This window comes from Streptomyces sp. NPDC001339 (assembly GCF_042895955.1).
Taxonomy (GTDB): domain Bacteria; phylum Actinomycetota; class Actinomycetes; order Streptomycetales; family Streptomycetaceae; genus Streptomyces.
In genome coordinates this window covers 182,469-208,651 of record NZ_JBIAWT010000001.1, presented here as the reverse complement: position 1 = coordinate 208,651, position 26,183 = coordinate 182,469, and the positions used below count along the sequence as shown (strand labels likewise).

The following is a 26,183-nucleotide window of genomic DNA, read 5'->3' as shown; positions in this document are numbered from 1 at the left end:
CCCCGCCCCTTCCGGCCGCTTCTGACCGACGCTCCCCGTCTGTTCCCGTGGCTCTGGCATTGGAGACGTGCATCATGGCCGAGACCGCCGTCCGCAGAACCCGTCACTCCGTCCGTACGACCAGCGAAGCCGACCGCAGGAACGCCGCGGCGGCCCTCCAGCGAGCCCTTGACCGCCGGGACAACGGCGGCTCGACCGGTCACTGATCGCTCATCGCCGCGCATGTCCATATGGCGGACGCTGCGTGTCAATCAATGGGACGGCGAGTAGGGTCCCAGCATGTCTCGCAGCATTCGCCTCGCAGTGATCCCCGGTGACGGCATCGGCCAGGAGGTCGTCGCCCAAGGCCTCAAGGTCCTGACCGCGGTCCTCCCGCAGGACGTCAAGCTGGAAACCAAGGAGTACGACCTTGGTGCCAAGCGCTGGCACGCGACCGGCGAGACCCTCCCGGACGCCGAACTGGAGTCCCTCAAGCGGCACGACGCGATCCTGCTCGGCGCGATCGGCGACCCGTCCGTACCGTCCGGAGTGCTGGAGCGCGGGCTGCTGCTCAAGCTCCGCTTCGCCTTCGACCACTTCGTCAACCTGCGTCCGTCGAAGCTCTTCCCGAACACCGCCACCCCGCTGGCCGGGCGGCCGGACATCGACTTCGTGGTGGTCCGTGAGGGCACCGAGGGCCCGTACACGGGCAACGGCGGCTCGCTGCGCACCGGCACCCCCGCCGAGGTCGCCACCGAGGTCAGCGTGAACACCGCCTACGGTGTCGAGCGGGTCGTCCGGGACGCGTACGAGCGGGCCGACGCCCGCCCCCGCAAGAAGCTGACGCTGGTGCACAAGAACAACGTCCTGGTCTACGCGGGCCACCTGTGGAAGAACATCTTCGACCGGGTCGGTGCGGAGTACCCCGAGGTCACCACCGACTACCTGCACGTCGACGCGGCGACCATCTTCTTCGTCACCCAGCCCGAGCGGTTCGACGTGATCGTCACCGACAACCTCTTCGGCGACATCCTCACCGACCTCGCCGCGGCCGTCACCGGCGGTATCGGCCTGGCCGCCTCCGGGAACATCAACCCGACCGGCGAGTTCCCGTCGATGTTCGAGCCGGTGCACGGCTCCGCCCCGGACATCGCGGGCACCGGCAAGGCCGACCCCACGGCCACGATCCTCTCCGTCGCCCTGCTCCTGCGCCACCTCGGCTACGCACCGCAGGCCGCCCGTATCGAGGAGGCCGTCGCGGCCGACCTGGAGGCCCGCGACGGCGGCGCCCGCAGCACGGACGAGATCGGCGACGCGCTCGCCGCACGCGTAGCGGGCTGAGGCCCGCGCCAGTCGAGATCGGCGGCTGACCAGCAGCTCACGGACAGCGCCGGGCCGGGACTCCTCGTCCTCGCCCGGCGCTGTCGCGTGCGGCGACCGGATGCGACCATCGGAGCCGGACCGCGCAGACCGGTTCCAGCGGCGCACACCCACGAGCGATAATCGGACGTGGCATCGCCGTCGGTGCGGAAACTCGGACGTCCCAGTAACGACCGGTACGTTCAAGAGCCCTGGTGAGCGCGGCCGGCTGGGAGGTAACCCAGGTATCGGAACACGCAGTGAAGGACACGCATATATGACGACGCCCACGATCGAGCTCAAGCCCTCCCCGCATCCGCTCTCCGACGCGGAGCGGGAGCGGATCCTGGCGGCTCCCGGCTTCGGCCGCCACTTCACCGACCACATGGTGACGATCAAGTGGACCGAGGGCCGCGGCTGGCACGACGGACAGCTCGTGCCCTACGGGCCGCTCTCCCTCGACCCGGCGACCAATGTCCTGCACTACGCCCAGGAGATCTTCGAGGGCCTCAAGGCCTACCGCCGGCCCGACGGCTCCGTCGCCACCTTCCGCCCCGACGCCAACGCCCGCCGCTTCCAGGCCTCCGCCCGCCGGCTGGCCATGCCGGAACTGCCGGTCGAGACCTTCATCGAGGCGTGCGACGCACTCGTCCGGCAGGACAAGGACTGGGTGCCCGCGCACGGCGGCGAGGAGTCGCTCTACCTGCGCCCCTTCATGATCGCGACGGAGGTCGGCTTGGGCGTGAAGCCCGCCAACGAGTACCTCTTCGTCGTCATCGCCTCGCCCGCCGGCGCGTACTTCCCCGGCGGCGTCAAGCCGGTCTCCATCTGGATCTCCGAGGACCGGGTCCGCGCCGTCCCCGGCGGGATGGGCGACGCCAAGACCGGCGGCAACTACGCCGCGTCGCTGCTCGCCCAGGCCGAGGCCGCCCAGCGGGGCTGCGACCAGGTCGCCTACCTCGACGCCGTGGAGCACAAGTGGGTCGAGGAGCTCGGCGGGATGAACCTGTACTTCGTGTACGGCGGTGCGGACAACGAGAAGCCGGTCATCGTCACGCCGACCCTCACCGGTTCGCTGCTCGCCGGCGTCACCCGTGACTCCCTGCTGTCCGTCGCCCGCGACCTGGGGTACAAGGCGGAGGAGGCCCGGGTCTCCCTCGACCAGTGGAAGGCCGACACCGAGAACGGCACCCTCACCGAGGTCTTCGCCTGCGGTACCGCCGCGGTGATCACCCCGGTCGGTTCGGTCAAGACCGCGGGCGGCGAGTGGACCCAGTCCGACGGCGAACCCGGCACGGTCACGGTGAAGCTGCGCGAGGCGCTCCTCGACATCCAGCGGGGCGTCGCCGCGGACACCCATGGCTGGATGCACCCGCTGGGCTGACCCGGGCGCTCTCCCCCTGATGACCATGGCCGCCCCGGCCGCGAACCGGAGGCGGCCATCGTCATGAGCCGACGGCGCCCGGCAGCACCGCCCGCACGACCGCAACGCACGAAAGTACGCGCGATCGTTGCCGCCCCGGCTCTTGCCGACCGCCCGCCGGTCCGCGACCGTGATCGGCTATGGGACGAGAGCACTGGAAGAAGATCTGGGTCGGTTCCGCCGGCAACATGGTCGAGTGGTTCGACTGGTTCGTCTACGCCAGCTTCGCGGTCTACTTCGCGGACTCCTTCTTCCCCGAGGGGAACGAGACCGCGAAGCTCATGAACACCATGGGAATCTTCGCCGTCGGGTTCTTCCTGCGCCCGGTCGGCGGCTGGCTGCTCGGCCGGGTCGGCGACCGCCAGGGCCGCAAGGCCGCCCTCACCCTGACCGTCACCCTGATGTCCGCCTCGGCGGTCCTGATCGCGATCGCGCCTACGTACGACGTCGCCGGTTACGGCGGTGTCGCCGTACTGCTCCTCGCCCGGATGCTGCAAGGGCTCTCGGTCGGCGGTGAGTACGCGGCCAGCGCCACCTACCTCACCGAGGCATCCGCTCCCGGGCGGCGCGGCTTCGCCTCCAGCTTCCAGTACGTGTCGATGACGGCGGGGCAACTGCTCGGCCTCGGCCTGCAGATCGTGCTGCAGCGCACCCTCTCCGAGGACACGCTGCACAGCTGGGCCTGGCGGATTCCGTTCATCGTCGGTGCGCTGGGCGCCGGGGTGGTCTTCTACCTGCGCCGCACCATGCTGGAGACCGAGGTCTACGCCGCGGACGAGGACGCCCACGCCGACCCGGCGCGCGGCACCCTCAAGGCGCTGCTGAAGCACAAGCGCGAGGCGCTGCTGGTCATCGCGCTCACCATGGGCGGCACCGTCGCGTACTACACGTACACGACCTACCTCACCAAGTACCTCTCGGGCAGCGTGGGGATGGACAAGCCGACCGCCTCCCTGGTCAGCTTCTGCGCCCTCTTCCTCTTCATGTGCCTCCAGCCGCTGGCCGGCCGGCTCTCGGACCGGATCGGCCGCCGCCCGCTCCTGATCACGTTCGCGATCGGCTCGACCTTCCTGACCGTGCCGATCATGACGCTGCTCAAGCACGCCGGGTCCTTCTGGCCGGCTCTCGGCCTCTCCCTCCTCGCGCTGCTCGTCGTCACCGGCTACACCTCGATCAACGCCTGTGTGAAGGCCGAGCTGTTCCCCACCGGCATCCGAGCGCTCGGCGTCGCCCTGCCGTACGCCCTCGCCAACGCGATGTTCGGCGGTACCGCGGAGTACGTCGCCCTGTGGTTCAAGAACAGCGGTGCCGAGTCCGGCTACTACTGGTACGTCTCCGGGTGCGCCGCGGTCTCCCTGATCGTCTACCTCGCCATGCGGGAGACCCGGACCATCGATCTGCACCGGGTCGGCGCGGGGGAGCGCCCGGACGCCGCCCCGGCACCGGGCCGCGAGCCCGTCACCGACTGAACGCCGTCGCCGGGCCGCCGCCGGGCGTCACCGGCGGACGGCCCGACCGTATGGTGAGATCGTTGCGCCCGCCATCCAAGGTTGTGGCAGACTGCGGACCGTGCCCTTGTCCGCCATGATTATTGGCAGCAGGCGCGCCGGTCCGCAGTGACCACCCCGTACGAACCGAGTACGGCGTGGCCACCGTCGTCCCAGACCCGCGCGCAGACCTCTCGCACCCGCGAGAGGTTTTTTCGTTCCCGGCCCACACCCCGCCGGAAGCGGAGCGCGAGGGAGCATGGAGGGACGGTGGAACCGGTTTTCCGGTAGACCGAGATCCCGACAGGAGCCAGACCAGCATGACGGCCGCACCCCATACCGACCCCTCCGACGCCCGTCCGGCCGGCGCGGTGTCCGACGACTTCCATGTCTTCGACACCACCCTCCGCGACGGCGCCCAGCGTGAGGGCATCAACCTCACCGTCGCCGACAAGCTGACCATCGCCCGGCACCTCGACGACTTCGGAGTGGGCTTCATCGAGGGCGGCTGGCCCGGTGCCAACCCGCGGGACACCGAGTTCTTCCAGCGCGCCCGCGAGGAGATCGACTTCCGGCACGCCCAGCTGGTCGCGTTCGGCGCCACCCGCAAGGCCGGTGTCCGCGTCGAGGACGACCCCCAGGTCGCCGCCCTGCTGGACTCGGGGGCCCCGGTCATCACCCTGGTCGCCAAGTCCCACACCGGCCATGTGAAGCTGGCGCTGCGCACCACCCCCGACGAGAACCTCGCGATGATCGCGGACACCATCGCCCACCTCCGCGCCCAGGGCCGCCGGGTCTTCCTCGACTGCGAGCACTTCTTCGACGGCTACGCCCTCGACCCGGACTACGCCAAGCAGGTCGTCCGCACCGCGAGCGAGGCCGGCGCGGACGTGGTCATCCTCTGCGACACCAACGGCGGGATGCTCCCCGCCCAGATCACCGCCGTCGTCCGGACCGTCCTCGCGGACACCGGCGCGCGGCTGGGCATCCACGCCCAGGACGACACCGGCTGCGCCGTCGCCAACACGCTCGCCGCCGTGGACGGCGGCGCCACCCACGTCCAGTGCACCGCCAACGGCTACGGCGAGCGGGTCGGCAACGCCAACCTCTTCCCGGTCGTCGCCGCCCTGGAGCTCAAGTACGGCCGTCCGGTCCTGCCCGAGGGCACACTCGCCGAGACCACCCGGATCTCGCACGCCATCGCCGAGGTCGTCAACCTCACCCCCTCCACCCACGAGCCCTACGTGGGCGTCTCCGCCTTCGCGCACAAGGCCGGTCTGCACGCCTCCGCGATCAAGGTCGACCCGGACCTCTACCAGCACATCGACCCGGCACTGGTCGGCAACACCATGCGGATGCTGGTCTCCGACATGGCCGGGCGGGCCTCCATCGAACTCAAGGGCAAGGAGCTGGGCTTCGACCTGAGCGGCGACCGCGAACTGGTCGGCCGGGTCGTCGACCGCGTCAAGGAACGCGAACTCGCGGGCTACACCTACGAAGCCGCCGACGCCTCCTTCGAACTCCTGCTGCGCGAGGAGGTCCAGGGCGAGCCGCTGCGCTACTTCACCGTCGAGTCCTGGCGGGCGATCGTCGAGGACCGCCCCGACGGCACCCACGCCAACGAGGCGACGGTGAAGCTGTGGGCGAAGGGCGAACGGATCGTCACCACCGCCGAGGGCAACGGCCCGGTCAACGCACTGGACCGGGCGCTGCGCAGCGCCCTGGAGCGGATCTACCCGCAGCTGGCCACCATGGAGCTGGTCGACTACAAGGTCCGCATCCTCGAAGGCGCCCTGGGCACCGGCTCGATCACCCGCGTCCTGGTCTCCACCAGCGACGGCCGCAGCGAATGGTCCACGGTCGGCGTCGCCGAGAACGTCATCGCGGCGAGCTGGCAGGCGCTGGACGACGCCTATGCGTATGGCCTCTTGCGGGCCGGAGTCACGCCCCAGGGGTGACCACCCACGTTCCGCTGCGCTTGGCTGGCTTCCCACGTTGTCGGCTGCGGCGCCGTACCTCCGTTTCGCCGTTGCGCCTGCGGCGGGCGTGGGTTTGTCGGGTGCGGGTCCGCTCCTCCGGACTTCGTCCTGCGGAGCGGCCCCTCCCGTGAGGGGGAGGGGAACAGGCCGGTGGGGGCGGATGCGAGTGGTTGTCCTCCGGCCGGGTGCCGGTCCTTTTCTGCCGCAATGGTGCCTGGCCACGGCGGTGCGGGTCCGGCAGCATGGACGGCGGCAGGAGCGACGGAATCACCCACCATCCACGGGAGGGGCCGGACCGCAGGACGCCAGTCCGGAGGGCCGGACCCGTGACGTACAGCCCCGCGCAGCGGCACTCAGCTCGCCGCCAGGCGTCGCGGCGGGAAGGCCGGAAACGTGGGAGGGCAGCCATACACGCGCAGGGGGTTTCTCGCGGCCTCCGCCGGAGGCGTTCTGCGCCTCGCCGACCGCCGGGCCGACGGGGCGGACCCGTACCGGACCCTCCGAGCCCGCTGGTGCGCGTCAGCGCTCGGTACCGGCTTCGACCCGGAGACGCCCCCGTACGCCGCCGTCCTCCGGGAGACGGGTGACCTCGCGGGCCGTCACCAGGCGGGCATGCGGCCGGAGGACCGTTCGCTGTGGCCGGACTGTCCGTACGATCCGCCGTCCGGCATCACCCAGAGCTACGGCCGGCTGTGGACCATGGCCCAGGCCTACGCCCAGCCGGGCACCGGGCACACCGGCGATCCCGGGCTCGCCGAGGCGCTCCGCGCGGGGCTCGGCCATCTGGAGGCCACCGTCTACCACGCCGGCGCCACCCGCTACGGCAACTGGTGGGAGTGGCAGATCGGCAGCCCCAGACTCCTGCTCGACACCATGGCGGTCCTCGACGAGCTGCTGCCGGGCGGCGGTCTGCCCGAGGACCTCCGGGAGCGCTGCCTCGCCGCCGTGGACCACTTCGTCCCGGAGGCGATGCTCGGCGACTACACCGGGACCAGTACCGGTGCCAACCGCGTCGACCTGTGCCGTGTACTCGCCCTGCGCGGCATCCTCGGCCGGGCGCCGGGAAAGATCGCGCTCGCCCGGGACGCCCTCTCGCCGGTGTTCCCGTACGTCGCCCAGGGGGACGGGCTCTACGCCGACGGGTCGTTCGTCCAGCACACCCGGGTCGCCTACTCCGGCACCTACGGCTTCGTCCTGCTGGACGGCCTGGGGCGGCTGTTCACCCTGCTCGGCGGATCGGCGTGGGAGGTGACCGATCCGGCGCGGCAGATCATCTTCGACAGCGTGGAGCGGGCGTACGCCCCGCTGCTCTACAACGGGCTGATGATGGACAGCGTCAACGGGCGTGCCATCAGCCGCGGTTACCTCCGTCACGACGACCGCCGGATCCTGCGCAGCGACCACTACCACGGGCACGCGCTGATCGCCGCCGTCGCCCTGCTGGCCGAGGCCGCCGCCCCCGCCGAGCGGAGGCGCTGGCACGGCATGATCAAGGGTTGGACGGCCCGGGACCGTACGCTGCCGGTGCTCACCGACCGGCAGTACGGCGTGGCCGACCTCGTCCGGCTGCGGAAGATCGCCGACGGCCCGGTGCCCGCCGCGCCCGAGTCCGTCGGCCACCGGCTCTTCCCGGCCATGGACCGGGCCGTGCACCGGCGCCCCGGCTGGGCCGCCGGGCTCGCCATGGCCTCCGACCGGATCACGTACTACGAGAACGGCAACGGCGAGAACCCGCGCGGCTGGCACACCGGGGCCGGAATGCTCTACTGGTGGGGCGCGGACTTCGGCGGCGACCAGTACACGGATGCCTTCTGGCCGACCGTCGACCCCTACCGGCTGCCCGGCACGACCGTCTCCACCCAACGGCTCGCGGACAACGAGGGCGGCGGCTGGGGCGAGCCCCGGCCCGCCGTGCGCTGGGTCGGCGGCACCACGGACGGCGAGTTCGCCGCGATCGGGCAGCACCTGCGCGGTCTCGCCTCCACCCTCACCGCCCGGAAGTCCTGGTTCGCGCTCGCCGACTGCGTCGTCTGCCTGGGCGCCGGCATCACCGCCCGCGACGGGGTGCCGGCCGAGACCGTCGTCGACAACCGCTGCCTGGGGGAGTACGGCACCCCCGCGCTCACCGTCGACGGCGTACGGCAGCCCGGCACGCTCGGCCTCACCACCTGCTTCCCGTGCGCCCGCTGGGCCCACCTCGCCGGGCACGGCGGCTGGGTCTTCCCCGGATGCCCCGGCGGAGCCGCCCTGAAGGTGCGGCGCGAGGCCCGTACCGGTTCCTGGCACGACATCAACTCCAGCTCTTCCCCGGAGGAGTTCACCCGCCGCTACCTCACCCTGTGGCACGATCACGGCACCGACCCGGACGGTGCCCGCTACGCCTACCTCCTGATGCCGGGCGCCACCGCCGGCGCCCTCGCCGAGCGCGCCGCCGACCGGCACTGGCTGACCGTGCTCGCCAACGACGCCGGCCGGCAGGCGATCGCGGTTCACCCGCTCGGCGTAACGGCCGCCAACTTCTGGCGGGCGGGCCGTGCGGGCGAGCTGTGCAGCAGCGGCCCGGCGAGCGTGCTGGTGCGCGAACGGCAGGACGGCCGTCCGGGCGCGGCACATGGCCGGACCGTACAACTGTGCGTCGCCGCCCCGGACCGGTCCGGGGATATGGTGGAGATCACGTGGTCGCGTCCGGTGCGCGCGGTGCTCGGCCACGATCCCGCGATCGAGGTGCTGGCCGCCGGCCGGGGGCTGCGGCTCCGGATCCGCCCCGGCACCACCTGTGCCACTCACCGCTGTACGATCCGGCCGCTCTGACCTGGACCGATGCCGCCCCCGGGGGCAGGTCGGGCATGATCGGCGGCACCCCGGCGATTGTCGTCCCCCTACAGATCGGGCATGGCCCCGTCACCCGAACGGACGCCGTGGCGGGCGCTCCGTCCAGGTGGTTCTGTACTGCCTGCCCACGAAATGGCTTGGGACGTTGTACGAAACCGACATCGGTGCACGGCGCCCCGCACACGTACCGTCGATACATGACCACTGTCGAAGATCTGCCCGCCGGCGCCAACGACGCCCGCGGGCGCGTCGCCGAGCTGCACGCCATCCGCGAGCAGGTCCGGCGCGGACCCAGCGAGCGGGCGACCGAAGCGCAGCGTGCCAAGGGCAAGCTGACGGCGCGCGAGCGGATCGAGCTGCTGCTGGACGAGGATTCGTTCAACGAGGTCGAGCCGCTGCGGCGGCACCGGGCGACGGGCTTCGGCCTGGAGGCCAAGAAGCCCTACACCGATGGAGTGATCACCGGCTGGGGCACCGTCCACGGCCGGACGGTCTTCGTCTACGCACACGACTTCCGGATCTTCGGCGGTGCGCTCGGCGAGGCGCACGCCACCAAGATCCACAAGATCATGGACATGGCCATCCAGGCCGGTGCCCCGCTGGTCTCGCTCAACGACGGCGCCGGTGCCCGTATCCAGGAGGGCGTCTCCGCGCTGGCCGGCTACGGCGGGATCTTCCAGCGCAACACCAAGGCGAGCGGGGTCATCCCGCAGATCTCGGTCATGCTCGGCCCGTGCGCGGGCGGCGCGGCCTACAGCCCCGCCCTGACCGACTTCGTCTTCATGGTCCGCGAGACCTCGCAGATGTTCATCACCGGCCCGGACGTGGTCCGCGCGGTCACCGGCGAGGAGATCACCCAGAACGGCCTGGGCGGCGCCGATGTGCACGCCGAGACCTCCGGGGTGTGCCACTTCGCCTACGACGACGAGGCGACCTGCCTCGAAGAGGTCCGCTACCTGCTGTCGCTGCTGCCGGCCAACAACCGGGAGAACCCGCCGGTGGTGGCCTGCGAGGACCCCGCGGACCGCTCCGGTGACGTGCTGCTGGACCTGGTCCCGGCCGACGGCAACCGCCCGTACGACATGCGCAAGGTCATCGAGGAGATCGTCGACGACGGCGAGTACCTGGAGGTCCACGAGCGCTGGGCGACCAACATCATCTGCGCGCTGACCCGCCTCGACGGCAAGGTGGTCGGCATCATCGCCAACCAGCCGCAGTCCCTGGCCGGCGTCCTGGACATCGAGGCCTCGGAGAAGGCCGCCCGCTTCGTCCAGATGTGCGACGCCTTCAACATCCCCCTCGTCACCCTCCTCGACGTCCCCGGCTTCCTGCCCGGCGTGGACCAGGAGCACGGCGGCATCATCCGCCACGGCGCCAAGCTGCTCTACGCCTACTGCAACGCCACCGTGCCGCGGATCTCCATCGTGCTGCGCAAGGCCTACGGCGGCGCCTACATCGTCATGGACTCGCAGTCCATCGGCGCCGACCTGACCTACGCCTGGCCGACCAACGAGATCGCGGTGATGGGTGCCGAGGGCGCCGCCAACGTCATCTTCCGCAAGCAGATCGCCGAGGCGGACGACTCCGAGGCCATGCGCACCCGCATGGTCAAGGAGTACAAGTCCGAGCTGATGCACCCGTACTACGCGGCCGAGCGCGGCCTGGTCGACGACGTCATCGACCCCGCCGAAACCCGTCACACGCTCATCCGCGCCCTCGACATGCTGCGCACCAAGCACGCGGACCTGCCGGCCCGCAAGCACGGCAACCCGCCCCAGTAGCCCCATCCCGCACCCGCACCAGGCACCGACGCCACCGCGAAGACGGAGACAAGAGACCGTGACCGTGAACACCGCCCTGCGCAACACCTCCATCCGCGTGGAGAAGGGCCAGGCCAGCGAGGAAGAGCTGGCCGCCCTGACCGCCGTCCTCCTGGCCCGCGCCGCCCACGGCCCGGCCACCGCCACCTCTGCCCACCCGCGCACGACCGCCGCCCGCTGGCGGCGCCTGGAGCGCCAGACGGGCTTCCACGGGGCGACCAGCTGGCAGACCGCCAGCTGACCTCCCCACGGCCCTCGGTGGGGGTGTACGTCAGGGGTCCGCGCGTGCGCGTGGTCCCTTGCGTACACCCCCACCGGTCGTTTTTCCAGGAATGCCAAAAACGTGGGAAAACGGCCAATGCGACGGAGTTCGGCCAAAGCGCGGCGGAAGGACTGTTCAAGCCAAGATCCACGTGCTGACATGCGCTCGTCATCCCACTCCTGGCGTGCCCGCGCCGCGGGTCCAGGACGACCGGAAGGAAGAGCCCATGCTCAGCACGCTCGGTGCTGGTGCCGCAGCGGCATCCCTGCTCCTCGGATCGGCAGCCCCCACCACACCCGTGCGGTTCGGTGACGACCCGCCCACCGGCAAGATCACCATAACCGTCGCCACGGTCAACGGATCGGGCTGCAGACCCGGCAGTGCCGCCGTGGCCGTCGCCCCCGACAACACCGCCTTCACCGTCACGTACAGCGAGTACCTCGCCCAGGCGGGCGGCGGCAGCAAGCCGACCGACTCCCGCAAGAACTGTCAGATCGCCCTGAGCGTCCACGTCCCGCAGGGTTTCACCTACGCCATCGCCCGGGCCGACTACCGCGGTTACGGCTCGCTGGCCCCGGGCGCCAAGGGCCTGGAACAGGCGAACTACTACTTCCAGGGCCAGCCGGAGACGGCCCGCAAGAGCCACACGTTCACCGGTCCCTACGACAGCAACTGGCAGACCTCGGACGAGACCGACCTCGACGCGCTGGTCTACGCACCCTGCGGCGAGGAGCGCTACTTCAACATCAACACCGAACTGAGGGTGGACCGCGGCTCGTCGGACCCCAAGGCCACCAGCTACATGGCCATGGACTCCACCGACGGCAGCATCAACACCCTCTACCACTTCGCGTGGAAGGAGTGCCCGGCCCGTAAGTAGCCGGCCCTGTACGCGCCCTCCTGCCGTCCGCTCGGCGGCAGGAGGGCGCAAGTCGTCAGGCGGCCACTTCGTGGACGGCTGAGACGGCCGGGCACAGAGCTCCGCACGCCGAAGGCCCCCACACCTGGCAGGTGTGTGGGGGCCTTCGCCGCTGTCGGGGAACCGTGCCGTCAGGCGCTACCGCAGGCGGGCCATCAGTGCGTGCTCGACCAGCGTGATGAGCGCGCTCTTGGCCTCGCTGCGGTGCCGTGCGTCGGTGGTGATGATCGGCGCGTCGGGGCCGATCTGCAGCGCTTCCCGCACCTCGTCGGGGGTGTAGGGCTGGTGTCCGTCGAAGCCGTTGAGGGCGATGACGAACGGGAGGCCGGAGTTCTCGAAGTAGTCGACCGCCGGGAAACAGTCGGCCAGGCGGCGGGTGTCGACCAGGACGACGGCGCCGATGGCACCGCGGACCAGGTCGTCCCACATGAACCAGAAGCGGTCCTGGCCGGGCGTACCGAAGAGGTAGAGGATCAGGTCCTGGTCCAGGGTGATCCGGCCGAAGTCCATGGCCACGGTGGTCGTGGTCTTGTCCGGCGCGTGGGTGAGGTCGTCGATGCCCGCCGACGCGGAGGTCATCACGGCTTCGGTACGCAGCGGATTGATCTCTGAGACGGCCCCGACGAACGTGGTCTTGCCCACGCCGAAGCCGCCCGCCACCACGATCTTCGCGGAGGTGGTGGAGCGGGCTGCACCGCTAGAGCTTGCGAAGTCCACTGAGCACCCTTTCGAGCAGTGTCACATCTGGCTGTCCACCGGCGGTCTCGTCCCCGCCGGGCTGATGGATGGCGACGAGTCCGGCCTCCGCCAGGTCGGCGACGAGGATCCGGGCGACGCCGAGGGGGATGGAGAGTAGCGCGGAGATCTCGGCAACGGACTTGATCTCGCGGCAGAGGTGGCAGATGCGCTGGTGCTCCGGCAGCTGGCCGTGCAGCTTCATCGGGTCGGCGGTCGTGCTGACCAGCGCCTCGATGGCGAGCTGGTAGCGCGGCCGGGTCCGGCCCCCGGTCATGGCGTACGGGCGGACGAGCGGGTTGTGCGCGGCGGGTGCGGGCTCGGGGGCCTTCCGCTGCGGCTGCACCGGCTGGATGCGCGGCGCCTGCGGCTCGTCGTACACCGACGGCTCGTACGGCTGGGAGCCGTACGGCCGGGGTTGCTGCCGCCGGGGCTGTGGCTGCGGCGGCAGGTGCCGCTGCGGCCGGTGGCTCGGCGCAGACGGGAAGTTGAAGCGGTTGTGATGGGTCTCGCCCACAGGTCCGGGCTCCTGCCCGGAACCGTACGGGTATCCGCTCGGGGGCGTTGCCACGTCTCCTCCTCCAACTTGCCTGTCTGACGCCGGTCGCGCCACCGAACCCTAAGGCCAGGTGGCGGGAAACGCACTGCCTGTACGTTAGTTGAGAAGGCTGCCCTGCAGTTCGGCGCGCAGGTCGGGGGTGAGTACCGTGCCCGCGCGGTCGACCAGCAGGGCCATCTCGTAACCGACGAGGCCGATGTCGCACTCCGGGTGCGCGAGCACGGCCAGTGACGATCCGTCCGAGACGGACATGATGAAGAGGAAGCCGCGCTCCATCTCCACCACGGTCTGGTTGACGCTCCCGCCCTCGAAGATGCGGGAGGCGCCGGAGGTCAGCGAGGTCAGCCCGGAGGCCACCGCCGCCAACTGGTCCGCTCTGTCCCGGGGGAAACCCTCGGACATGGCGAGGAGGAGACCGTCCGCGGAGACCACGACCGTGTGGGACACCCCGGGGGTGTTGTCCACGAAGTTGGTGATCAACCAGTTCAGATTCTGCGCCGCCTGGCTCATCGGGCTCACACTAACGCTCCTGATCGTAGGTGCTGCCGGGGCCGAAGCCCTGTTGGTCATTCTGGGGGACCCCGGAGGGGTCCGTGCCGACACTGCGTCCCTGCTGGACGCCGCGGCGCAAGTTGCTCAGCCTGCCGCGGACGTCCTCCGGGGCGCGGGAGACCTGGGGGCCGCCCTGCGGGGTCTGCTCCGCGGTGCCCTCGACCAGGTTGGCCTTGGGCACCCGCCGGGGGAGGCCGGAAGAGGTGACCCCGCCCGCCGACGGCCGGCGCACCCGCTCCGCCCGCTCCCAGCGCTCATCGTTGGAGCTGCGCCATTCGGAGCCGTCCTGGCCGGTCTCCGGCGTGCCCCGCTGCTGAACCTGAGGTGCCTGCTGGTCGCGGCCTCCGCGGCGCGGAAGGCCGGCGTCCGTCAGCGAGGGAGCGTCGCTCGGTGTGGGGCCCGGACGCTCGAATGGTACGCGCTCGGACGCTTCCGTGGGAGCGGGAGGTGCATTCCGGTCAGATTCCGCTTCTGTGCCGAAGTAGCCCTCGAATGCGGGGTGTTCGGCCCATTCGCCCGTCTGTGCCGGTTCGTGCGGGGCGAAGGGCTGCCGGCCGGTGGTCTCCGCGGGGTGCGGTTCTCCGAATGCCCGGCCGCCGTGCGACCGGTCGTCGTAGAGCGGCTGTTCGCCTTCCGGATACGCCTGGGCGTGGCTTCCGGGAAAGCCCTGGGCGGCACTGTCCGGGTACCCCGGGGCGGGGAAGTCCTGCGCGGGGAAGCCCTGTGCTGGGAAGTCCTGGGCGGGGAAGTCCTGGTGCTCGTCGGTGGCCGGAATCTGCTCCCGGAAGAGCGGATTCGCGAGGTGCTGACCGGTGTTCTCGTGCTGAGCGGTGCTGCCGTGGTGACCCGCGCCGTGCTGACCCGCGCCGTGCTGATCCATGCCGTGCGGTCCGGTGCCGGGCTGACCGGCGGCCGCCGCCTGGGCCTCCAGGGCGGCCCGGCGCTCCCCGCGCATCAGCGAGCGGCCCATCATGTCCAGGTCCGCGCCGTCCGTACGGCCGTAGCGGCTGTCGTCGAAGCCCAGCTCCGCGGCGGTGTGCCGACCGTCCTCGTGCCCGCCCTGCTGATGCTCGGGGACGATCCGCGACACCGTGAAGGCGTCGTCGAACTGCTCGTCGTCGCCGCCACCGCCGTGGGTGATCGCCTCGGGCAGCATGACCAGCGACGTGGTGCCCGCCTGCTCGCCGGAGGGGCGCAGCTGCACCCGGATCCCGTGCCGGTCGGCCAGCCGGCCGACCACGAACAGGCCCATGCGCTGGGAGATCGCGGCGTCCACACTCGGCGGATTGGCCAGCTTGTGGTTGATGTCCGCGAAGTCCTCGGGGGTCAGCCCGATGCCCTTGTCGTGGATCTCGGTCATCACCCGGCCGTCGGGCAGCCGGGTCGCCGTCACCCGCACCTTGGTCTGCGGGGAGGAGAACGTGGTGGCGTTCTCCAGCAGCTCGGACAGCAGGTGCACGAGGTCGGTCACGGCGTTGCCGTGGATCTCGCTCTCGGGGACACCGGAGAGGTCTATTCGCTCGTACGACTCGACCTCGCTGATCGCCGCGCGCAGGACGTCGACCAGCGGCACCGGCTGGTTCCAGCGGCGACCCGGCTCCTCGCCCGCGAGGATGAGGAGGTTCTCGCCGTTACGGCGCATACGCGTGGCGAGGTGGTCGAGCCGGAAGAGGCTCTCCAGCTGGTCCGGGTCCGCCTCGTTGTTCTCCAGGTCGGTGATCAGCTCCAGCTGACGCTCGATCAGACCCTGGTTGCGGCTGGAGAGGTTGGTGAAGATCGCGTTGACGTTGCCCCGCAGCAGTGCCTGCTCGGCGGCGAGCCGGACGGCTTCGCGGTGCACCTGGTCGAAGGCGCGGGCGACCTCGCCGATCTCGTCGGTGGTGCCGATCGGGATGGGCGTCACCCGGGTGTCGACCCGGCCCGGGTCGGTCCGCGAGAGCTGGTCGACCAGCATCGGCAGCCGCTGCTCGGCCACGTCGAAGGCGGCGTTGCGCAGCTGGCGCATGTTGCGGCTCATCCGGCGGGCCATCAGGCCGGCCACCACGAACGCGATGATCAGCGCGGCGACCACGATGCCGGAGTCGACGTAGACGGACCGCTGGGCGTCGTCGGAGATCTGCGCGGCCTCGTTCACGGCCTTGTCCGCCAGGTCCTTCTCGATGGACCGGTACATGTCGAACACGGCGGTCGCGGCCGTGAAGAAGCTGTCGGAGGTGACGCCCTTCGGGCTCAGCGTCTCCGGAGCCGCGCCACTGGCGATCAGGGCGATCATCTGGTCCATGGACGGCGGGGCGCGGAACGTCCGGCCGGCGGCCTCCGCCTGCTGCTTCGCCTGCGCGATCCGCTCCTCGGCGGCCCGCTTGAGTCCGTCGGTGTCCTTCCGCAGCCGCTCGACGTCCTCGGGGGTGCCGCCGGAGGTGTACTCGTTGGCGGCGATGCTCTCCAGGTAGCGGTACGAGGCGAAGGCGGTCAGCTGCTTCTTGTGCTCCTTGCCGCCCTGCGGGGACGCCGGGTCGATCAGGAGGTGGGTGCCGATGGACCGCTCCAGCGACTCGGCGGCCTTGGCCAGCGCGATCGCGTAGACGGTGCGGCCGTAGGAGGTGATGTTGCCGGTGCCCAGGCCGAGTTCGTTGGCGAACTCCATCAGCGGGTGCTGGACCTCGACATAGCCTTCTTCGGTCTTCACCCCGGGCAGCTTGGCGGTGTAGGCGGCCTGGCGCAGCTCCTGGAGCTTGGGCTCGGACTTCTCGAACGCGGCGAGCCGGCGCTTGAGGCCCGGGGTGTCCGGGACGGCCTTGGCGGCCTCGTGGAACTTCTCGGCGGCGGCGTCGGTGGCGTCCCGTGACTGCTGGACGACCGGGTCGTCCTTCTTGCCCTGGAGCAGCGGTGCGGTGGTGCGGTCCCGCTCGTCGATCAGGGCGTTGCTGTAGGAGAGCGCGGCGCGCACCAGCTTGGCGGTGCTCTCCGCGTCCCGCGCCTCCTGCCAGGTGTCCAGCGAGCTGTTCACCCGCAGGCCGCCGAAGACCAGGGCGATCAGTACGGGGATCAGCAGAATGGCGTTCAGGCGGGTGGCCACCCGCCAGTTGCGCGGCGAGAACTTGCCACCGCTGACCGGAGGCTTCGCGACCGGGTTCTCGGACGTGTCGGAAGCCGGAACGCCACCTTTGGGTGGCGGGGTGAAGTTGCCCCGCCGCGGTGGTTCCTGCGGCTCGGGGCTCGACGTGCTTCGCCTCACTCGACCAACAACCTCTCGGCGCCGGCACTGTGCGCTGTGCCGTTTCTTCTGGGCGTTCCTACTCCGGAGTTCAGCGAATTTCAGCACGTCAGGGCGGTGCGTTCCAAACACTGGAGAAAGCGGGAGGAGGCTTGAAAACGCCTCAGATAAAAGGGGCGTTAAGGGCGAGAGGCGTCAAAAGACGGGCGCATCGTGCGCACAGCGAAACCGGGCATGCGCACGGCGTGGTGAAACTCAGCTGATTCAACGTCGAAACGTTATGAAGCCTATTCGTGGTCGTGTCGAAGGACACAGATCGACTTGTGCATGACGGGAACCGGGCCCGGGCAGGAGCAGGGGCGTGGAAGACACCTTCCGCACGGCCGCGCCAACTTCCGTACGGCCCATGCCAGATGACCCGGCGGGGCCGCCGGTCGTACTGGGCCGTGTCTGCTCCGATCTGCGGGGACCGGAGCAGACACGGTCTAGCGCAGGCGGGCCATCAGTGCGTGCTCGACCAGCGTGATGAGTGCGCTCTTGGCCTCGTTGCGGTGCCGTGCGTCGGTGGTGATGATCGGCGTGCCGGGGCCGATCTGGAGCGCCTCCCGGACCTCGTCCGGGGTGTAGGGCTGCTGCCCTTCGAAGCCGTTGAGGGCGACGACGAACGGCAGACCGCTGTTCTCGAAGTAGTCCACGGCCGGGAAACAGTCGGCCAGGCGGCGGGTGTCGACCAGGACGACGGCGCCGATGGCACCGCGGACCAGGTCGTCCCACATGAACCAGAAGCGGTCCTGGCCGGGCGTACCGAAGAGGTAGAGGATCAGGTCCTGGTCCAGGGTGATCCGGCCGAAGTCCATCGCCACGGTGGTCGTGGTCTTGTCCTGGACGTGGCTGAGGTCGTCGATCCCCGCCGACGCGGAGGTCATCACGGCCTCCGTACGCAGCGGATTGATCTCCGAAACGGCGCCGACGAACGTGGTCTTGCCCACGCCGAAGCCGCCCGCCACCACGATCTTCGCGGACGTCGTGGCGCGGGCTCCGGCCTCGTCGAGGCCGCTGTCAGAGCTTGCGAAGTCCACTGAGCACCCTCTCCAGCAAGGTCACATCCGGCGTGCCGCCGGCCTCGCCACCGCCGCCGGGCTGGTGGATCGCCACCATTCCGGCTTCCGCCAGGTCCGCGACGAGGATCCGCGCCACACCCAGCGGGATGTGCAGCAGGGCCGAGACCTCGGCGACCGACTTCACCTCACGGCACAGGTGGCAGATCCGCTGGTGCTCGGGCAGCAGCCCGGGCAGCTGGGCGGGGTCGGCGGTCGTGCTGACCAGCGCCTCGATGGCGAGCTGGTAGCGCGGCCGGGTCCGGCCTCCGGTCATGGCGTACGGGCGCACCAGCGGCTGGTCACCTTCGTCCCCGTACGGCGCCTGGTCGTAGGCGGCACCGTACGGGCCGGAAGTGGCAGGTGGCGGGGTCATGGGTCCTCCGGACGGGACAGGAAGCACTGTCGTCGGGTTGTGCCGGTGGGGGTGGCGGCGGACGGATGGATGGACGGGAGCGGAGCCGTACGGCGCTGCGGGCGCCTGGGTTCCGCCGTTGCTCGTGCTGCGGCGCTACGGGCGCCTCAGTTCAGCAGGCTGCCCTGCAGTTCGGCGCGCAGGTCGGGGGTGAGTACCGTGCCCGCGCGGTCGACCAGCAGGGCCATCTCGTAACCGACGAGGCCGATGTCGCACTCCGGGTGCGCGAGCACGGCCAGTGACGATCCGTCCGAGACGGACATGATGAAGAGGAAGCCGCGCTCCATCTCCACCACGGTCTGGTTGACGCTCCCGCCCTCGAAGATGCGGGAGGCGCCGGAGGTCAGCGAGGTCAGCCCGGAGGCCACCGCCGCCAACTGGTCGGCACGGTCGCGGGGGAAGCCCTCGGACATGGCGAGGAGGAGACCGTCCGCGGAGACCACCACCGTGTGTGACACCCCGGGGGTGTTGTCCACGAAGTTGGTGATCAACCAGTTCAGATTCTGCGCCGCCTGGCTCATCGGACTCAACTAACGCTCCTGCTGGTGAGTGGGATCGACAATGCCGTGGTTGCCGGTGTTCGACGAACCGGCCTGCCGGCCCTGCTGGATACCCCGACGGAGATTGGTCAGCCGCCCGCGCACATCGCTGGGCGCACGCGAGACCTGTGGACCGCTCTGGGTGGACTGCTGCTGTTGCGCCGTGCCCGCCACGAGATTCGCACGCGGGACCCGGCGGGGCAGCCCGGAGGTGGTGACCCCGCCCGAGGCCGGCTGGCGGACCTGCTCCGCCTGCCGCCACGTCTCGTCGTTGGGCGAGGTGCGCCACTGCCCGGTCGTCTCGGCCGGCGTGCCGCCCTCGGGCGCACCGCCGGCCGGGGCCTCGGCGCGTGCGGCGCTGTTCTGCCCGGCGCCGGTCTGCGCGGCGCTGTTCTGCCCGGCACCGGTCTGCCCGGCACCGGTCTGCGCGGCGCCGTTCTGCGCGGCGTTCTGCGCGGATCCGCGGCGCGGCAGCCGCGGCGGTGCCGAGGCCTGGTCGGTGCCGTCCTGCGGCGGCACACCGGCCGCGGCGGCCGCCGGGGTGTTGAACCAGGTGGATTCGACGGTGTCGAAGATCGGCGTACGGCCGTCCCCGGGACCCGCGTCGCCGCCGCCGAGCACATCGGCCTCCGGCGCGCGGTGTTCCTGCGGCTGCTGCGGCTGCTGGGTGTGCTGCTGCGAGTGCGGCGCCGGGAACTGGCCGGTGCTCTGGGAGTCCTCGGCGTACGGGGCGCGCTCGGCGTCCGGCTGCCGCAGCTGGCGGGCGTCGTGCTGGCCGGTCGCGTACGGGTCGGCCTGCCCGGTCTGAGCCTGCTGGGTGTCGAACTGCCCCGTCTCGAACTGCCCGGTCTCGAACTGCCCGGTCTGGTACGGGTCGGCCGCGGGCCGCGGGAAGCGGTCCGTCTCGAACTGCCCGGTGTCGCGGTCCGGACGGGCGAACCGGCCGGTGTCCTCGGCCGTGCCCCCCGCGGAACCGTCCGCGCCCGGGGGCGGGCCGTTGAAGTCGGGACGGGCGAACGCCGCGGTGTCACCGGGGCCGCCGCCCGGCAAGGGGCGCTCGAAGCTGCCGGTGCTGCTGTTGCTCGGCGCGGGGCGCTCGAAGCTGCCCGTGCTGCTGCTCTCCGGCTCCTCGTGGCCACGCGGCTGGTCCTGCGCCTCGTGCGGCGTCAGCGGCCAGTCGTCGGAGCCGCCGCGCTCACGGCGCGCGCCCCAGCTCGTACCGCCCTGCGGACGACCGCCACGGGGGCCGTCCTGGCCACCGGCCGACGGGCCACCGGCCGCCGGGCCGCCGGGCAGCTCGCCCGCGGCACCGCGCTTCGGCAGCTGCGCGGGCTCGTCACGCCGCGGCGCGCCGGTGGGCGGAGCCACCGTGCCCGCCGGGCCGTTGTCCGCACCGCGGACGGGCAGCGAGGGACGTCCGGACGAGGGAGCGGGCGCCGCCGGGGAGCCCGCACCGGGAGCGTTCGCGCCGGGAGGCGCGGTACGCCCGCCCTGCGGCGCGGAGCCGAACGCACCGGCTGCGCCACCGTCGGGACCGCCGCGGCCGGGCAGCGCGGGACGCGCGCCGGTCCCCGGGCCCGAGCCGACCTGGCCGCGCGGCTGGAGCCCCGCGAGCCGGCTGGTCGGTGCGCCGCCGCGGTCGCCGGCACCGCCCTTGGCGTTGGCGGGCGCCGGCTTCTTGCCGCCCTGGGCGAGGTCGACCGGCAGCATGACGAGTGCGGTGGTGCCGCCGGAGTCGGAGGGCCGCAGCTGGATCCGGATGCCGTGCCGCAGGGACAGCCGGCCGACCACGAACAGACCCATCCGGCGGGACACCGAGACATCCACGGTCGGCGGGCTGGCCAGCCGCTCGTTGATCGCCGCCAGGTCCTCGGGGGACAGGCCGATACCGGTGTCGTGGATCTCGACCAGGACCCGGCCGTCGGGCAGGGCGTGGCCGGTGACCTTGACCTTGGTCTGCGGCGAGGAGAACGAGGTGGCGTTCTCCAGCAGCTCGGCGAGCAGGTGCACCAGGTCGTTGACGACCCGGCCCGCGACCTCGGTCTGCGGCACCGCGTTGAGCTCGATGCGCTCGTACTGCTCCACCTCGGAGGCGGCGGCACGGAGCACGTCGACCAGCGGGACCGGCCGGGTCCACCGGCGTCCGGGCTCCTCGCCCGCGAGGACGAGGAGGTTCTCGCCGTTCCGGCGCATACGGGTGGCGAGGTGGTCGAGCTTGAAGAGCGAGGACAGCTGGTCCGGGTCGGCCTCGCGGGACTCCAGTTCGGAGATCAGCGAGAGCTGACGCTGGATCAGGCCCTGGCTGCGGCGCGAGAGGTTGGTGAACATCGCGTTGACGTTGCCCCGCAGCAGCGCCTGCTCGGAGGCGAGCCGGACCGCCTCGCGGTGCACGTCGTCGAAGGCCGCGGCCACCCGGCCGATCTCGTCCCGGCTGTGCACACCGACCGACTCCACGGAGGTGTCCACGTCCTGCGGGTCGGACTCGGAGAGCTGCTTGACCAGCTCGGGCAGCCGGTCCTGGGCGACCTTCTGCGCGGTGTCCTGCAGCCGGCGCAGCGAGCGGACCATGGACCGTGCCACGACGAACGCGCCGACCAGCGAGACGCCGAGGACGAGCAGGATCACCGCACCGTTGATGATCGCGCCCTGGGTGGCGTCGTTGCGCAGCTCGCGGGAGGCCTGCTCCATCTCGTCGAGCAGCGCGGCCTCGATGCGCGACATCTCGACGATCTTGACGGTGTCCGCGTCGTACCAGTCGAGGTAGCGGTAGTCCTGGCTGCGGATGCCGGTGTCGCTGGCGAAGGCGCGGTGCGCGAAGGCGACCGCGGCCTTGATCTCGTCGTTGTTGCCGTCCAGGCCCTTGGTGAGCTTGTTGGCGTCGCCGGCGTAGATCTGCTGGAAGCGGGCGCGGGCCGCCTTCTCGCTGTCCTCGGAGTTACGGCCGGCCTGCCGGTCGTTGGGGGACAGCGCGGGGCCGCCGTTGTGGGCGAGGCCGGCGCTGACGAGGGCACGCTGGATCGACGCGTACTCCTTGGCCGACGAGAACGCCGCCAGCGCACGCGTCGAGCGGATCATGTCCGGGTTGCTGGTCGCCTGGGCCATGTCCTGGGAGAGCGACAGCAGGGAGTTGATCAGCTGGTCGTAGGCCGAGATCGTCCGCGCGGCGTTGTTGTCGTCCTTGTAGGCGTTGGCGCGGATCTCGTTGAGGGTGTTGAGCTGGCGGGTGATCTCCAGGATGGTCGCCCGGACACCTGACATGGTGGTGTCCTGGCCCCGGATGTCGTCCGTGGCCTGGTTGAACTTCAGCTTGGCGTTGTCGGTCGCCTCACGCGGCGCGACGACGTTGGCGTCGTCCTTGGTGTTGCCGCTGCCCGCCAGCGGACCGGCCGACTTGTCCCGCTCCTCCTGGAGCGCGTCGGCCAGTTCGGTGGCCTTCCGCGTCATGTCGGTGAGCAGCTGCATCTTGTCCAGCTGGTCGATGTTCTCCAGCTCGTACCCGATACGCAGACCGCCCAGCGCCGTCGCGGCGATGACGGGGAGCGCGAGCAGGGAGACCAGGCGGGTGCTGATGCGCCAGTTGCGCAGCGCTATTCGCGAGCCGGGGCCGGTGGCACCGTCGCTCGCCGCCTTGGCACCGCCGTCCGCGGCATCACCGGCCGGGGCCTGGCTGCCGCCGTCGGCGGGCAGCGCACCCGCGGCGGAACCCTTGCTCCGGTCGCGCTGGGTCGAGGCGGCGCGGTCGGTCCCGTCGCGCAGCTCCGGGTCCGCCGCAGCGGTGCCTTCCCTCTTGAAACGTCCCTGCACTAGCGTCGCAACCTCTGGACCAGGCGTCCCACCTCGGCGGGACGGTGTCGAGTTCGTATGGGGACCGCGAACTCCCCCCATGGCGGTCGTTAGGTGACCGGCGGGCCGCCCCCTCTGGCCGAGAGAGCCGCACCACCGCGCGCGGCGCCACTTTGCGCCCTGCGCGCCGGCTGAAACGTGCGGCGGTCCGTGGAATTCCAGCACAGTGCCGGATCTCCAACAAGAGCGGATCCCCCTGCTGTGACATGGGTGACTCCATGTGTGGACGACATTACGACTTGTACAAACTGCTACGGCAGATAACGGACTTTTGCCTTCGAAACCCTCACTGCCGAGGGCTGTCCCAGCTGCGGTGATCGGGAGCGGAACGTGCGGTTCAATCCGCCATTGTCCGATTCGCCCAGGGGGGGCGATCATGAGAAATGCGGCATTTGTCACACACCTCGTGAGGAAACTCACAAGCAGATCGTTGACATTCCTTGGAGTTCGCAGGGAATAGCGCGCATAGCCTGACGCTTTACACAGTTGCCGGTGACGACAAGGCGTCGTACCGGCAACGCCTTTTGCCGTCCGCGGCTTCCGACAGCTTTCGACACCTGACCATGCGAGGCATGCAGCAGTGAAGACGACGATGATGTTCCGCAACATAGCCAACCCGCGGCGCACCACCCTGGCGCACCTGACCGACGCCGACGAGCTCGGCGCCCAGGCCCCCGAGACGCCGGAGCACACCGTCGAACTGCCCACCCGGACGGCCAACCCCCGCCGCACCGTCCTGATGGAGAAGCCGGCGGAGAAGCCGCAGCAGAACGTCTCCGCCTGAGACGGCGGACGTCACCGCCTCAAGGGTCGGCAGGGCGGCCGGGCCCCCGCGATAGCCTGGAGTGTCAACTCCCGGCCAGTGATCAATGAGGGGCAGCGGCAACCCGTGCGCATCGCCAGATTCTCCATCGACGGCAACGTCGGCTTCGGCGTCCTCGACGGCGACGAACTCGACGTCATCAAGGGACATCCCTTCGCGGAATTCGAGCGCTCGGGCCAGAAGGTCCCCCTCGGCAAGGTCCGGCTCCTGCCGCCCGTCCTGCCCAACAAGGTGGTGGCGATCGGCCGCAACTACGCCGAGCACGCCGCCGAGCTGGGCAACGCCGTCCCGGACGTGCCGGTCACCTTCTTCAAGCCGTCCACCTCGGTGATCGGCCCCGGCGACCCCATCGCGTACCCCTCCTTCTCCCAGGAGGTGCACCACGAGGCGGAGCTCGCCGTCGTCATCGGCCGGATGTGCCGTGAGGTGCCGCGCGAGCGCGCCAAGGACGTCATCCTCGGCTACACCTGCGCCAACGACATCACCGCGCGCGACGTCCAGCAGCGCGAGAAGCAGTGGGCCCGGGCCAAGGGCTTCGACAGCTCCTGCCCGCTCGGTCCCTGGGTCGAGACCGGCCTGAGCACCGAGGACATCGCCGCGGGCCTCGCCGTCCAGTGCACCGTCAACGGCGAACAGCGCCAGCTCGGCCGCACGAGTGACATGGTCCGCCCCGTCGAGGACCTGATCGTCCACATCACCGAGGCGATGACCCTGCTCCCCGGCGACGTCATCCTCACGGGCACCCCGGCCGGGGTCGGCCCCCTCAACGTCGGCGACGAGGTCGCCGTCACCATCGAAGGCATCGGCACTCTCACCAACAAGGTGATCAAGCGTGGCTAACGCGACCCCCGTCCGCGTACGGTTCTGTCCCTCCCCGACCGGTAACCCCCATGTCGGCCTGATCCGTACCGCCCTGTTCAACTGGGCGTACGCCCGGCACAACAAGGGCACCCTGGTCTTCCGCATCGAGGACACCGACGCGGCCCGAGACTCCGAGGAGTCCTACCAGCAGCTGCTGGACTCGTTCCACTGGCTCGGCTTCGACTGGGACGAGGGCCCCGAGGTCGGCGGCCCGCACGCGCCCTACCGTCAGTCCCAGCGGATGGACCTCTACAAGGACATCGCGGACAAGCTCCTCGCCGCCGGGTACGCGTACCACTGCTACTGCACCACCGAAGAGCTCGACGAGCGCCGCGACGCCGCCCGCAAGGCCGGCAAGCCCTCCGGCTACGACGGCACGTGCCGCACCGTGACGCCCGAGCAGGCCGCGGCGTACGAGGCCGAGGGCCGCAGCTCCATCGTCCGCTTCCGGATGCCCGACGAGCCGATCACCTTCACCGACCTCGTCCGCGGCGAGCTGACCTTCACCCCGGAGAACGTCCCCGACTACGGCATCGTCCGCGCCAGCGGGGCACCCCTCTACACCCTGGTCAACCCGGTCGACGACGCCCTGATGGGCATCACCCACGTCCTGCGCGGCGAGGACCTGCTCTCCTCCACCCCCCGCCAGATCGCGCTCTACCGGGCCCTGATCGAGCTCGGCGTCACCTCCTCGATCCCCGAGTTCGGCCACCTCCCCTACGTCATGGGCGAGGGCAACAAGAAGCTCTCCAAGCGCGACCCGCAGGCCTCCCTCAACCTCTACCGCGACCGCGGCTTCCTCCCCGAGGGCCTGCTCAACTACCTGGCCCTGCTCGGCTGGTCCTTCTCCGCCGACCAGGACATCTTCTCCGTCGCCGAACTGATCGAGAAGTTCGACATCGCGGACGTCAACGCCAACCCGGCCCGCTTCGACCTGAAGAAGGCCGAGGCGATCAACGCCGACCACATCCGGCAGCTGGACGTGGACGCCTTCATCCGGGCCTGTGAGCCCTGGCTGAAGGCCCCGCACGCCAACTGGGCCCCCGAGGACTTCGACGAGGCCGCCTGGCGGGCCATCGCCCCGCACGCGCAGACCCGCCTCACCGTCCTCTCCGACATCACCGCCAATGTCGACTTCCTCTTCCTCAAGGAGCCGGTCGAGGACGAGGCCTCCTGGACCAAGGCCATGGGCAAGGGCGACCCGGTGGCCCTCCTCACCACCGCCCGCGCCAAGCTGGACGCCGCCGACTGGTCCGCCGGCCCCGAGCCCCTCAAGGCCGCCGTCCTCGCCGCCGGCGAGGAGCACGGCCTCAAGCTCGGCAAGGCCCAGGCCCCGGTCCGGGTGGCCGTCACCGGCCGCACGGTCGGCCTCCCCCTCTTCGAGTCCCTGGAGGTCCTGGGCAAGGACCGCACCCTGGCGCGCATCGACGCGGCGCTGGCGAAGCTGGCGGTCTGATTCTCGTACGAGTGACCCGGGCCCGGAAG

General features: G+C 70.8%; 20 protein-coding genes. 12 read left to right on the top strand and 8 right to left on the bottom strand.

Annotated elements, in window-relative coordinates; translation table 11 throughout:
- Positions 1-74: 74 nt before the first annotated feature.
- From ACFY12_RS00900 to ACFY12_RS00860, 9 genes are all read left to right on the top strand, one after another.
- Complete coding sequence (locus ACFY12_RS00900) at positions 75-206, top strand: hypothetical protein (RefSeq protein WP_327154627.1); 132 nt, start codon at positions 75-77, stop codon at positions 204-206.
- Positions 207-279: 73 nt separating this feature from the next.
- A complete protein-coding gene (locus tag ACFY12_RS00895; RefSeq protein ID WP_390713548.1) occupies positions 280-1,320 on the top strand; it encodes a 3-isopropylmalate dehydrogenase in 1,041 nt (346 codons plus the stop codon).
- 295 nt (positions 1,321-1,615) lie between these two features.
- Positions 1,616-2,722: a branched-chain amino acid aminotransferase gene (locus tag ACFY12_RS00890; RefSeq protein ID WP_390713547.1), complete on the top strand. Its 1,107-nt coding sequence runs from the start codon at positions 1,616-1,618 to the stop codon at positions 2,720-2,722.
- A gap of 179 nt (positions 2,723-2,901) precedes the next feature.
- Positions 2,902-4,230: an MFS transporter gene (locus ACFY12_RS00885; protein WP_390713546.1), complete on the top strand. Its 1,329-nt coding sequence runs from the start codon at positions 2,902-2,904 to the stop codon at positions 4,228-4,230.
- 338 nt (positions 4,231-4,568) lie between these two features.
- Positions 4,569-6,206 carry a citramalate synthase gene (cimA, locus tag ACFY12_RS00880; RefSeq protein WP_390713545.1) on the top strand — a complete coding sequence of 546 codons (1,638 nt, stop codon included), beginning with the start codon at positions 4,569-4,571 and terminating at the stop codon, positions 6,204-6,206.
- Positions 6,207-6,620: 414 nt separating this feature from the next.
- Positions 6,621-9,038, top strand: a complete 2,418-nt coding sequence (locus ACFY12_RS00875) for a polysaccharide lyase 8 family protein (RefSeq protein ID WP_390713544.1) — start codon at positions 6,621-6,623, stop codon at positions 9,036-9,038.
- A gap of 218 nt (positions 9,039-9,256) precedes the next feature.
- Positions 9,257-10,840 (top strand): acyl-CoA carboxylase subunit beta, encoded by a 1,584-nt coding sequence (locus tag ACFY12_RS00870; RefSeq protein WP_390713543.1) that lies wholly within the window; start codon positions 9,257-9,259, stop codon positions 10,838-10,840.
- A 64-nt stretch (positions 10,841-10,904) separates the two neighbouring features.
- Positions 10,905-11,120, top strand: a complete 216-nt coding sequence (locus ACFY12_RS00865) for an acyl-CoA carboxylase epsilon subunit (protein ID WP_390714328.1) — start codon at positions 10,905-10,907, stop codon at positions 11,118-11,120.
- Between the two features lie 247 nt (positions 11,121-11,367).
- Complete coding sequence (locus tag ACFY12_RS00860) at positions 11,368-12,021, top strand: DUF4360 domain-containing protein (RefSeq protein WP_390713542.1); 654 nt, start codon at positions 11,368-11,370, stop codon at positions 12,019-12,021.
- 177 nt (positions 12,022-12,198) lie between these two features.
- Here the strand turns inward: ACFY12_RS00860 and ACFY12_RS00855 are convergent, their stop codons facing one another.
- From ACFY12_RS00855 to ACFY12_RS00820, 8 genes are all read right to left on the bottom strand, one after another.
- A complete protein-coding gene (locus tag ACFY12_RS00855) occupies positions 12,199-12,777 on the bottom strand; it encodes an ATP/GTP-binding protein (RefSeq protein WP_073447656.1) in 579 nt (192 codons plus the stop codon).
- Positions 12,758-13,366 carry a DUF742 domain-containing protein gene (locus ACFY12_RS00850; RefSeq protein WP_390713541.1) on the bottom strand — a complete coding sequence of 203 codons (609 nt, stop codon included), beginning with the start codon at positions 13,364-13,366 and terminating at the stop codon, positions 12,758-12,760. Before ACFY12_RS00850 ends, ACFY12_RS00855 begins: the two co-directional genes overlap by 20 nt.
- A gap of 84 nt (positions 13,367-13,450) precedes the next feature.
- Positions 13,451-13,864: a roadblock/LC7 domain-containing protein gene (locus tag ACFY12_RS00845; protein WP_018087204.1), complete on the bottom strand. Its 414-nt coding sequence runs from the start codon at positions 13,862-13,864 to the stop codon at positions 13,451-13,453.
- Positions 13,865-13,874: 10 nt separating this feature from the next.
- Positions 13,875-17,141 (bottom strand): nitrate- and nitrite sensing domain-containing protein, encoded by a 3,267-nt coding sequence (locus ACFY12_RS00840; RefSeq protein ID WP_390713540.1) that lies wholly within the window; start codon positions 17,139-17,141, stop codon positions 13,875-13,877.
- Positions 17,142-17,605: 464 nt separating this feature from the next.
- A complete protein-coding gene (locus ACFY12_RS00835) occupies positions 17,606-18,199 on the bottom strand; it encodes an ATP/GTP-binding protein (RefSeq protein ID WP_390713539.1) in 594 nt (197 codons plus the stop codon).
- Positions 18,180-18,593 carry a DUF742 domain-containing protein gene (locus ACFY12_RS00830; protein WP_066926961.1) on the bottom strand — a complete coding sequence of 138 codons (414 nt, stop codon included), beginning with the start codon at positions 18,591-18,593 and terminating at the stop codon, positions 18,180-18,182. Before ACFY12_RS00830 ends, ACFY12_RS00835 begins: the two co-directional genes overlap by 20 nt.
- A gap of 146 nt (positions 18,594-18,739) precedes the next feature.
- On the bottom strand, positions 18,740-19,153 hold the full coding sequence (locus ACFY12_RS00825) for a roadblock/LC7 domain-containing protein (RefSeq protein ID WP_018087204.1): 414 nt from the start codon (positions 19,151-19,153) through the stop codon (positions 18,740-18,742).
- A gap of 9 nt (positions 19,154-19,162) precedes the next feature.
- Positions 19,163-22,975, bottom strand: coding sequence for a nitrate- and nitrite sensing domain-containing protein (locus ACFY12_RS00820; RefSeq protein ID WP_390713538.1), 3,813 nt, complete (start codon positions 22,973-22,975; stop codon positions 19,163-19,165).
- 619 nt (positions 22,976-23,594) lie between these two features.
- On the opposite strand from ACFY12_RS00820, the gene ACFY12_RS00815 reads away from it, so the two are divergent.
- The 3 genes from ACFY12_RS00815 to gltX all read left to right on the top strand — a co-directional run bounded on the left by ACFY12_RS00815 (position 23,595) and on the right by gltX (position 26,154).
- Positions 23,595-23,798 carry a hypothetical protein gene (locus ACFY12_RS00815; protein WP_390713537.1) on the top strand — a complete coding sequence of 68 codons (204 nt, stop codon included), beginning with the start codon at positions 23,595-23,597 and terminating at the stop codon, positions 23,796-23,798.
- A 105-nt stretch (positions 23,799-23,903) separates the two neighbouring features.
- Entirely contained in the window at positions 23,904-24,677 is a 774-nt protein-coding gene (locus tag ACFY12_RS00810) for a fumarylacetoacetate hydrolase family protein (protein ID WP_390713536.1), read from the top strand.
- Entirely contained in the window at positions 24,670-26,154 is a 1,485-nt protein-coding gene (gltX, locus tag ACFY12_RS00805) for a glutamate--tRNA ligase (RefSeq protein ID WP_390713535.1), read from the top strand. Before ACFY12_RS00810 ends, gltX begins: the two co-directional genes overlap by 8 nt.
- Positions 26,155-26,183 lie beyond the last annotated feature (29 nt).